At 71.7% G+C, this 9956-nt stretch carries 11 protein-coding genes; 7 read left to right on the top strand and 4 right to left on the bottom strand.

Annotated features, from left to right (window positions below):
* Positions 1 to 170: 170 nt before the first annotated feature.
* Positions 171 to 638 carry an RDD family protein gene (locus ACFVJX_RS35680; protein WP_384136747.1) on the bottom strand — a complete coding sequence of 156 codons (468 nt, stop codon included), beginning with the start codon at positions 636 to 638 and terminating at the stop codon, positions 171 to 173.
* A gap of 276 nt (positions 639 to 914) precedes the next feature.
* On the opposite strand from ACFVJX_RS35680, the gene glnA reads away from it, so the two are divergent.
* Complete coding sequence (glnA, locus tag ACFVJX_RS35675; RefSeq protein ID WP_384136746.1) at positions 915 to 2324, top strand: type I glutamate--ammonia ligase; 1410 nt, start codon at positions 915 to 917, stop codon at positions 2322 to 2324.
* A 127-nt stretch (positions 2325 to 2451) separates the two neighbouring features.
* On the opposite strand, the gene ACFVJX_RS35670 is transcribed toward glnA, so the two are convergent.
* A complete protein-coding gene (locus ACFVJX_RS35670) occupies positions 2452 to 2760 on the bottom strand; it encodes a DUF664 domain-containing protein (protein ID WP_384136744.1) in 309 nt (102 codons plus the stop codon).
* On the opposite strand from ACFVJX_RS35670, the gene ACFVJX_RS35665 reads away from it, so the two are divergent.
* Entirely contained in the window at positions 2681 to 3121 is a 441-nt protein-coding gene (locus tag ACFVJX_RS35665; RefSeq protein WP_384136743.1) for a hypothetical protein, read from the top strand. The genes ACFVJX_RS35670 and ACFVJX_RS35665 overlap by 80 nt on opposite strands.
* Before the next feature lie 49 nt (positions 3122 to 3170).
* On the opposite strand, the gene ACFVJX_RS35660 is transcribed toward ACFVJX_RS35665, so the two are convergent.
* Positions 3171 to 3440 carry a hypothetical protein gene (locus ACFVJX_RS35660; RefSeq protein WP_384136741.1) on the bottom strand — a complete coding sequence of 90 codons (270 nt, stop codon included), beginning with the start codon at positions 3438 to 3440 and terminating at the stop codon, positions 3171 to 3173.
* Positions 3441 to 3569: 129 nt separating this feature from the next.
* Between ACFVJX_RS35660 and ACFVJX_RS35655 the strand changes: the two genes are divergently transcribed.
* Positions 3570 to 3929 (top strand): arsenate reductase family protein, encoded by a 360-nt coding sequence (locus tag ACFVJX_RS35655; RefSeq protein ID WP_384136739.1) that lies wholly within the window; start codon positions 3570 to 3572, stop codon positions 3927 to 3929.
* A gap of 39 nt (positions 3930 to 3968) precedes the next feature.
* On the opposite strand, the gene ACFVJX_RS35650 is transcribed toward ACFVJX_RS35655, so the two are convergent.
* Positions 3969 to 4877 carry a Gfo/Idh/MocA family protein gene (locus ACFVJX_RS35650; RefSeq protein ID WP_384136737.1) on the bottom strand — a complete coding sequence of 303 codons (909 nt, stop codon included), beginning with the start codon at positions 4875 to 4877 and terminating at the stop codon, positions 3969 to 3971.
* Positions 4878 to 5088: 211 nt separating this feature from the next.
* On the opposite strand from ACFVJX_RS35650, the gene ACFVJX_RS35645 reads away from it, so the two are divergent.
* From ACFVJX_RS35645 to ACFVJX_RS35630, 4 genes are all read left to right on the top strand, one after another.
* On the top strand, positions 5089 to 6594 hold the full coding sequence (locus ACFVJX_RS35645) for a hypothetical protein (protein WP_384136735.1): 1506 nt from the start codon (positions 5089 to 5091) through the stop codon (positions 6592 to 6594).
* Entirely contained in the window at positions 6591 to 7751 is a 1161-nt protein-coding gene (locus ACFVJX_RS35640) for a hypothetical protein (RefSeq protein WP_384136733.1), read from the top strand. Before ACFVJX_RS35645 ends, ACFVJX_RS35640 begins: the two co-directional genes overlap by 4 nt.
* A 121-nt stretch (positions 7752 to 7872) precedes the next feature.
* Positions 7873 to 8907, top strand: a complete 1035-nt coding sequence (glnII, locus tag ACFVJX_RS35635; RefSeq protein WP_384136732.1) for a glutamine synthetase — start codon at positions 7873 to 7875, stop codon at positions 8905 to 8907.
* Between the two features lie 352 nt (positions 8908 to 9259).
* On the top strand, positions 9260 to 9880 hold the full coding sequence (locus ACFVJX_RS35630; protein ID WP_384314586.1) for a winged helix-turn-helix domain-containing protein: 621 nt from the start codon (positions 9260 to 9262) through the stop codon (positions 9878 to 9880).
* Positions 9881 to 9956 lie beyond the last annotated feature (76 nt).

Genomic DNA, 9956 nt, shown 5'->3' with positions numbered 1-9956 from the left:
CCTGGTTCGTGACCCGCCCTCTTCGTATGCCGTTCGCACGCCGTCCCGAGTCGCATGCCGTTCGCATGCCGTCGCGAGCCGTATGCCGTTGTTCGCATGCCGTCCCGAGCTCGTGTCTCAGCTTCCGGACACCGTGAAGGGCCGCTCCGGGCCCGTCGGCGGGCGCCGGCTCAGATGCGGACCTGTACGGCGCGGGCCAGCCGGTCGTGCAGGCCGCGGCCGTCGCGGTCCCAGACGAGGGCGGGGATCACCAGGCACAGCAGCACGCTGCGCACCAGCACCCTCCCCAGGCCCAGCCGTCCGCCGCCCTCTGCCACGACCCTGATACCCAGCAGACGCTTGCCGGGGGTGCAGCCGATGGTGCCGACGGTGAGCAGACTCAGCACGAGGAAGATCCCCAGCGCCCAGTTCCCGGCCGCCTGCTGGTCACCGCGAGCGAACAGCCCGTATGCGATCAGCATGCACAGGGCCCAGTCGACGAAGAGCGCGCCGAAACGGCGCCCGAGCGGCGCGACGGCCCCCGGCCCCTGCTCGGGAAGCCCGAGCCGCTTGCCCCGGTACCCGAAGTCGGCGCCCATCTCCTCGGCGGCCGCACGCGGCCCGGAGAGCCACGATCCGATTGCTTGCCTGTTGTCCACCCGACCACGGTACTGCGCCCGCTCGCGCCGCCCGCCGGGCGGGTGGCGAGGGCGTCCGCGGACACCCCTGGGAAACCGGACCGGAACGGCTCCGCAACCGCTCGCCGCACGGCCACGAGGTGCCGCTCACACCCGGCGCGGTTAACTTCTGCGAAACAAATGGGTCATGCTTGAGAAATCCGGTCTGCCTATGGTCGGGTCCAGCGTGTGCCACCGCACTGGCCGCACAACGAGCTGCAACCCCGTCCCGCCCGGGCCGGGAGTAGGAGGAGTTGGATGTTCCAGAACGCCGACGACGTGAAGAAGTACATCGCCGACGAAGACGTCAAGTTCATCGACGTCCGGTTCTGCGACCTGCCCGGTGTGATGCAGCACTTCACCATCCCGGCGGCGGTCTTCGACCCGACCGAGGAGCTCGCCTTCGACGGCTCGTCGATCCGCGGCTTCCAGGCCATCCACGAGTCCGACATGGCGCTCCGCGCGGACCTGTCGACCGCCCGGGTCGACCCCTTCCGCCGCGACAAGACCGTCAACATCAACTTCTTCATCCACGACCCGATCACGGGCGAGCAGTACAGCCGTGACCCGCGGAACGTGGCCAAGAAGGCCGAGGCGTACCTGGCCTCCACCGGCATCGCCGACACCGCGTACTTCGGTCCCGAGGCCGAGTTCTACGTCTTCGACAACGTCCGCTTCCAGACGTCGGCGAACGAGAGCTTCTACCACATCGACTCCGAGGCCGGCGCCTGGAACACCGGGTCCGAGGACAACAACCGCGGCTACAAGGTCCGCTACAAGGGCGGCTACTTCCCGACCCCGCCGGTGGACCACTTCGCCGACCTGCGTGCCGAGATCTCCCTGGAGCTGGACAAGAACGGCCTCCAGGTCGAGCGCCAGCACCACGAGGTCGGCACCGCCGGCCAGGCCGAGATCAACTACAAGTTCAACACGCTGCTCGCCGCGGCCGACGACCTGATGCTCTTCAAGTACATCGTGAAGAACGTCGCCTGGCGCAACGGCAAGACCGCGACCTTCATGCCGAAGCCGATCTTCGGCGACAACGGCTCGGGCATGCACGTCCACCAGTCCCTGTGGGCCGGCGGCGACCCGCTGTTCTACGACGAGCAGGGCTACGCGGGCCTCTCGGACACCGCGCGCTACTACATCGGCGGCATCCTGAAGCACGCCCCGTCGCTGCTGGCGTTCACCAACCCGACGGTGAACTCCTACCACCGCCTGGTCCCCGGCTTCGAGGCCCCGGTCAACATGGTGTACTCGCAGCGCAACCGCTCGGCCGCGATGCGCATCCCGATCACGGGCTCCAACCCGAAGGCCAAGCGCGTCGAGTTCCGCGCCCCGGACCCGTCGTCCAACCCGTACCTCGCCTTCTCGGCCCTCCTGATGGCCGGCCTGGACGGCGTGAAGAACAAGATCGAGCCGCCGGAGCCGATCGACAAGGACCTCTACGAGCTGGCTCCCGAGGAGCACGCCAACGTGCAGCAGGTCCCGACGTCCCTCCCGGCCGTCCTCGAAGCACTTGAGGCGGACCACGAGTACCTGCTGGCAGGCGGCGTCTTCACGCCCGACCTGATCGAGACGTGGATCGACTTCAAGCGCACGAACGAGATCGCCCCGATCCAGCTGCGGCCGCACCCGCACGAGTTCGAGCTCTACTTCGACCTCTAGGCAGCGGGGCCGGGCGACCACAGCGGATCGTCCGGCCGCACCGGCTGGACGTCAGGAACACCGGCGAGGGCCGCTCCCGATACACGGGGAGCGGCCCTCGCCGTTCACGAACCCCCGCTCGGCCCGCTCACCCGTGTGGCCCCTCCCCCACCAGGCCGTCCACCGATTCGCGGATGAGGTCGGCATGGCCCGGGTGGCGGGCGTACTCCTCGATGAGGTCCATCAGGATCCGGCGTGAGCAGCAGCCGGGCGAAGTGGGTGTCCCCGACCTGGGCCGGATGCTCGAACAGGCCGGACGGGCGAGGGGCGGTGGCGGCGGGGTCGCGCGCAGGGGCCGGAGCGCCGAGGCTGGGGGGATGAGCGAGCAGGTGACCGACGAGGGACCGGACCGGCCGCAGCCGCGTCGGCGGCGGCTGTGGCCGTGGGTGCTGCTCATGGTCGCCGTGCTGCTGGCCCTCGCAGCGGGCGCGGTCTCCGCGGTGCTGGCCCACGGCATCTCCCAGGAGGGCTCGAAGACCCTGCGGATCAGGTACGAGGTCACCGGCAGCGCGAAGGACGTGACGCTCACCTACAGCACCTGGCAGGGCGAGGCCCTGTCGACCGGGCGGCTGACCCTGCGGACCCTGCCGTGGGCCGCGGAACTGGACACCAGGGGGTTCATGAACGGCGGCTCGTTCGTCGTCAGCCTCGGGCGGGCCGGCGGCGACGTCGCCTGCGCCGTGACGGCGGACGACGGCACCCGGCGGACCGACCGGGCCTCGGGCGCCTTCGCCACCGCCACGTGCAGCGGGTTCTGATACCCCCGCGCCCCCGGGTCTCCCGGGGGCGCGGGGCGCGGATCAGCGGTCAGCGGCCGTAGCGGATGAGCGCGCGGACCATGCGGCAGGTGGTGTCGGACGGCGGGTGGATGCCGAGGAGTTCGGCAGTCGTGCGTATCCGGGTGTTGCTCGCGCTCGACGGGTGGTGGACGCCCGTGTCGAGCAGGGCGATCGCCAGGCGCATCGCCTTCAGCCGGCGGTTGTGGGTGACGTACCACTCACGGGGTCGGCCGGCGGGGAGCGGCTTCTTCTTCAGGGGCTTGTGGAACGGCTCGGTCGTGACTGCGGCAACGGCCATGGGCAACCTCCTGGCGCGGTGGCGGAACTCTGCGGAACCCTCGCGAACTACCCCCATTTTACTGCCCGCCACTGACAATCGCCCCTGGCCAGAGGGGTTTTCGCGGGTCCATCCCGTACCGTTGGCCCCATGGAGATCTGGATCAATCCCGCCTGTTCCAAATGCCGCAGCGCGATCAGCCTGCTCGATGCGGAGGGCGCCGACTACACGGTCCGCCGATACCTCCAGGACGTGCCGTCGCCGGACGAGATCCGGACCGTCCTCGACCGGCTCGGGCTGGAGCCGTGGGACATCACGCGGACGCAGGAGGCGGACGCGAAGGAGCTGGGGCTCAAGGAGTGGCCGCGCGAGGCGGACGCGCGGGAGCGGTGGATCACGGCGCTCGCCGAGCACCCGAAGCTGATCCAGCGGCCGATCATCACGGCCCAGGACGGCACGGCCGTGGTCGCGCGCACGGACGAGGCGGTACGGGAGGCGATGGGGCGCTGAGGCGGGGCTTCTCCCTGCCCACGCCCCGGCGGGTGCCCCCTACGCGCCCGCCTGCGCCTCCGCATCCGCGAGCAGTTCCGTCAGCCGGAGTCCGAACCGTACGTCGCAGGGGTGCGCCTCCCCCGTGCGCACCGACTCGATCAACGCGTCCACCGCCGCCCGGAAGGCGCCCACCGCGCCGTCCCACCTGGGCAGGCCGACCGTGCCGTGCTCGCCCCTGAGCTCGACCTCCACGCCGGCAGCCGCGACCGGGGCGGCCAGGGCGAGCGTCACCGTGCTGGAGGCGCCGGAGGTGTGGCGCAGGACCAGGTGGTGGGTGTCGGCGGGACCGCGGGCCGCGGTCAGCGCCGTAACCTCGCCGAGCACCGGGATGAGCACGGAGAGGGCGTGCGGGCCGACGTCCCAGAGGCCGCCCTTCTCGTGGCGCCAGGGGGACGCGGCGTACTCGCTGTCCGCGCCGGGCGCCCACAGGGCGCCGATCCAGTGCGCGTGCGCCGTGAACCAGCCGCCCGCCGCGTGCTGTTCGGCGATCCACGCGGAGGTCTCCGGGGCGAACCGCAGGGTGCAGAAGACGATGGAGGCGACCCGGGCCTGCTCGGCGGCCTCGGCCACCTCACGGGCGGCTGCGACGGTCGTGGCCACCGGTTTGTCCATCAGCAGGTGACAGCCGGCCGCCGCGGCGCGGGCGGCCAGCGGGGCCTGGACGTCCGGCGGCAGGGCGAACGCGACGGCGTCGCTCGCGGCGAAGAGTTCGTCGAGCCCCGTGTCACCGGTGTACGCCGTGGCGCCGTGGGCGGCGGCCAGTTCCTCGGCGGCCTCGGCCCGGCGGCCCCAGACTCCGCTCAGCACGGCGCCGGGATGGTCGGCGAGGGCGGGCGCCTGGGTGTTGCGGGCCCAGGGGCCCGTGCCGGCCAGGCCGATACGCAGAGGGGTCGCGGAGGTCGTCATGGGACAAGTGTGCCCGGTGCGGCCCCGCGACGAGACGAATCCGGTGGCGGGGCGTGCGGCCGTGCGGTTACGTTGACGGGGCCGGCCGCGGGACTCCGGTGCGACTTCCGGGACTTGCCTGTAAAGCAAACATTTCGCTGTTCGCGCCCCCATTCCCCGGCCGGCTTCCGCTTGCGCGTACCGCCTCGCGGAACACCACGGGGGACGCATCATGACGACCGAGACCTTCGCCGACCTTGTCGCCGCCGAGGACGTGCTCCTCTTCGTCAACGCGGCGATCACCGCGACCGGGCAGCGCGAATTCCACTCGGAGGCGTACCGGCAGCAGCTCTCGCTCGACTTCCTGCACGAGTACGTACGGGTCAACTACCGCCGGGTGTACGCCGCGTCGCTCGCCCTGGACATCAACGACCACAACGCGGCGCGGATCGTGCAGGGGCTGCTGGAGCACGCCTGTGATGCCACGGCCGAGGAGAAGCGCACCGAGGGCCGGCTGATCGCCGCCCGGCTGGCGATGCTGCCGCCGCAGCGGGTGTACCGGCTGTTCCGGGGGCTGCGCGCGGCCGAGGTCAACAACCGGCGCACCCGCGCGATCATGCGTGACTGGGTGGCCGCGCGGCCCGACCCCGCGCACGACGCGGTGAAGTACCGCCGGGGGCTGAAGAACGCCGTCCGGCACGCGCACCTCAGGCTCGACGACGCACGCGACGGGAGCCGCCACGAGGGCCACGACGGCGTCGGGTCAGGCGGTGAGCTGGGGGACTTCCTCTTCCGGCCCGGGAAGCTGCCCCGGTACCGGCACCAACTGCTCGACGCCTGGCGCCGCGCCCACTACGAGCAGGGTGCGGTCGACGGGCTCCCCTTCACCGTCGCCGAGGGCTTCGCCGCACGGCACGGGATGAAGCGCGAGGCCTTCCTCGATCGGATGGCGCCCCGGATGACCCGGCTGGAGCGGCTGCGCACCCAGGCACAGCGCGGTGCCGCTTCCCCGCAGGAACCGCCCGCGGGCGTCGATCCCGCCGTGATGCCGCTGACCCGGCTCGCGCTGTACGTCCTCTCCTTCCCCCCGGCGGTGCGCGGGCGCCACCGCGAGGAGCTGACGTCGGCCCTGCGCGCGGCGGCCCGTCGTGCGGCGGGTCCGCACGCCGGGAGCTGGGGGCGGGTCGCCACCGTGCTGGACGACAGCTACTCGGCGTCCGGTTCGGGCGAGAAGCGGCGCCGCCCGCTCGCCGTGGCGCTGGCCTGCGCCTTCCTGCTGGAGGCGCTGGCCGCGCCGGGTGCGTGCATCCCGCTGTGGACCAGCGGCGCCGACGATCCGCTGCTGGTCCGGCCCTTGGGACCGACCCCGCTCGGCATGCGCGTGCTGGACGCCCTGGAGTACGGCCCCGACCGGCTGATCATCGTCTCGGACGGCTGGGACAACGCGCCTTGCGGCCTCGCGGGCGAGGTGCTGCGGGTCTGGCGGACCAGGATCGATCCGGAGCGGCGCACCTCGGTCGTCCATGTGAACCCTGTATACGACGCGGACGCCTTCGACGTCCGGCGGCTGTCGCCGGGAGTGCCGACGGCCGGTGTCCGGGACGCGGAGGACCTGCCCGCGCTGGTGGAGATCGCGCAGTTCTCCGAGGGCCGGACGGGGCCCGCCGAACTGCACGCGTACCTGGACCGGCAGGCAGCCCGGTTCGTGGCGGCCGGACGAGCGGGAGGCCCCCTGTGAACAGGCTCGACCTGACCGGGCTCGCCACCCGCCCCCCGCAGGTCTGGGGCGGCATCCGGCTGGTGCCGCTGGTGCGCGAGAAGCCCGTCGAGGGGATCCGGCTGCATCAGGAGGTGTACGCGGACGCGGACGGCGGGGCCGCGGTGGTGGAGGTGGGGCCACGCACCCACTACACCTCGTACATCCCGCACGGCTTCGTCGCCGACTGGTCCGGCGAGGGCGCCGGGAGCGCCGCGTACGGGACGCAGCTGGCGGCCCACGGCGCGGCGCGGAACGCCCCGCCCCGCACCCTGAAGCTGCCGCGCCACCGCCACCACCGGATGGCCAAGCGGCAGCCCGGGGACCGGCTGCGGTTCCTTCCGCTGCACCTCGCGATGGAGGGCTATCTCTCGCTGCACTTCGGCGGGCCGTCGACCGCCTGGGAGGAGTGGTCGCGGCAGGCGCTGCGCGACGGTCTGTCGCCGCGCGCCGAGGACGCGTACCTGGGGTGGACAGTGCGCGGACTCGGCGACGCGCTGCGGGTGTTCGAGATCCATCCGGGGCAGTGCGGTGTGATGGTGTACGCGGCCGACGCGCTCGCCGCGGCCTTCGTGGTGCCGCACCCGGACGACTACCGTCTGCTGCATCCCTCGCTCGTCCAGGACCTGTACGGGGAACTGGTCCACCAGTACGCGATGTACGGCGCGCCGGTGGCCGGTTTCGGGGCGCGGATCGCGGACGGACCGGGTCTCGACACGCTCGCCGGGCTGCGGGCGGCCGCGCGGGAGCAGGAGCGTGCGTGGGCCGATGCACACGACACCCTGTTCGCGCGGGAGCTGCTGGACACCTCGTACGGCTTCGACCGGGTGTACCGGATGGGGGCCTTCACGCTGTGGCGCTTCCTGCCGCCGTTCCTGCGGAACGCGGGCGGGCAGCACATCGGCGAGACGATCACCGACCACAAGGGGCGGGTCGCCTACCTCAAGACGTTCCGGCTGTCGGAGGCGCAGATCCGCCGCGGCCATCTGCTGCGGCGGCTCGCGGACGCGGACTGGCTGCTCCCGCGGGCCGCCGAGGCACTGGGCGCCACCGAGGAGGAGCTGGTGCGGCGGATCCGGGCCGCCGGGTTCGAGACGCTGCTCAGGGACCGTGTCCAGGGGCGGCGCGCAGGCCCGTGACCGGCCCGTCGCGCACAGGAAACGTCGGTAACACGGGGTTCACACGAGGGCAACGGACGGGAAATCGCGTCTTGCGAAGCTGCGCTGCATAGACCCGCAGCACCCCCGAAGGATGGCTTCCGTGACGTTCAAGGCTGAGTACATCTGGATCGACGGCACCGAGCCGACCGCCAAGCTCCGTTCCAAGACGAAGATCATGCCCGGTTCCCCGTCGTCCGACGTGGCGACGCTGCCCATCTGGGGTTTCGACGGGTCGAGCACCAACCAGGCCGAGGGCCACGCCTCCGACCGGGTCCTGAAGCCGGTCTTCACCTGCCCGGACCCGATCCGCGGCGGTGACGACGTACTGGTCCTGTGCGAGGTCTTCAACATCGACATGACTCCGCACGAGTCCAACACCCGTGCCGGACTGCGGCCGCTCGCCGAGCAGTTCGCGGGCCAGGAGCCGATCTTCGGCATCGAGCAGGAGTACACCTTCTTCGACGGCCACCGGCCGCTCGGTTTCCCCGAGGGCGGCTTCCCGGCCGCGCAGGGCGGCTACTACTGCGGTGTCGGCTCGGATGAGATCTTCGGCCGCGACATCGTCGAGAAGCACCTCGACAACTGTCTGAAGGCGGGTCTTGGCATCTCCGGCATCAACGCCGAGGTCATGCCCGGCCAGTGGGAGTTCCAGGTGGGCCCGCTCTCCCCGCTGGAGGTCTCCGACCAGCTGTGGATCGCCCGTTGGCTGCTCTACCGCACCGCCGAGGACTTCGACGTCTCCGCGACCCTCGACCCGAAGCCGGTCAAGGGCGACTGGAACGGCGCGGGCGCGCACACCAACTTCTCCACCAAGGCGATGCGCGAGGGCTACGACGCGATCATCACCGCGTGCGAGTCGCTGGGCGAGGGCTCGAAGCCGATGGACCACGTCAAGCACTACGGTGCGGGCATCGACGACCGGCTGACCGGTCTGCACGAGACCGCCCCGTGGAACGAGTACAGCTACGGCGTCTCCAACCGCGGTGCCTCGGTCCGTATCCCGTGGCAGGTCGAGCAGGACCGGAAGGGCTACATCGAGGACCGCAGGCCGAACGCCAACGTCGACCCGTACGTCGTCACGCGGCTGATCGTCGACACCTGCTGTGCCGCGCTGGAGAAGGCCGGCCAGGTCTGACCCCGGCCCCCCACCCGCGCGGAGGCGCCCACCGCAGAGCCGGTGGGCGCCTCCGCGCGTGCCCGAGGTGAGGAAGGTAACGCAAAGGGTCCGTATCGACGGGTGAGAGAAGTCTGCTGCGGGGTCGTGTTCTCTGGTTCAATGGGGGCATGGCCAGCTTCCAGCACACCTCGACAGGTCGCAGCGACCTCGAGCCCTTCTGGCCTTCCCGTCAGCATCACGACTTCGACCGGGTGTGTTGCCGCGCGTTGAACGCGCTGGCCCTCTAAAGCCGCTCACCCCGGTCTTCGGTCCGCGCGCACGCAGCAAGTCCGTCCACAGACGACTCCTTCGCGCGAAAGAGCTGACCCTCATGGCGAACACTCGCACCTTCTCCGCCGCAGCCGCTGCCACCGCAGCGCCGTCGGCGGCCGCTGCGGCCACCCCCACCCGTCCTCCCTCCCCCAACCGTCACCGGCTGCGGGCCGTCGCGCCCGACGAGGTCTTCCAGCCGGCCGATGTCTCCGCGTTCCTGGCACCGGGCACGACCTGGCTGCCCGCCCCCCAGCACACCGTGCCGGCCCTGCCCGGCCGGCCGCCGATGGTCGGCTATCTGGTGCTCGTCCCCGCCGACCAGCAGCCGGCGCTCGCGGCGGCTGCGGCCGGCGCCGCCGCCCAGTACGCCGCGCCGGAGGTGCTGGAGGAGGCGGGCACCGGACCGGTGCGCATCGACTCCGTCCAGCGCACCGCCGAGGTCAACGGGAACACCCTCGACCTCACCTACCTGGAGTTCGAGCTCCTCGCCCATCTGGTGGCGCACCCGCACCGGGTGCACACCCGCGACCAGTTGGTGACCACGGTCTGGGGCTACGGGCATGTGGGCGACGGGCGCACCGTCGACGTCCACATCGCCCGGCTGCGCCGCAAGCTGGGCGTCGAGCACCGGCGTTCGATCCAGACGGTGCGGCGCGTCGGATACAAGTACGCGCCCTGAGCAGACACGCGCGGCACGAAGGGGGCTCCGGTTCCGGTACGGACCGGAACCGGAGCCCCCTACGTGTGTCCGTCAT

Origin of the sequence: Streptomyces sp. NPDC127177 (genome assembly GCF_042672475.1) — a bacterium.
Taxonomy (GTDB): domain Bacteria; phylum Actinomycetota; class Actinomycetes; order Streptomycetales; family Streptomycetaceae; genus Streptomyces.
The sequence above is the reverse complement of the archived record's forward strand: the minus strand, read 5'-3'. Positions and strand labels throughout refer to the sequence as shown.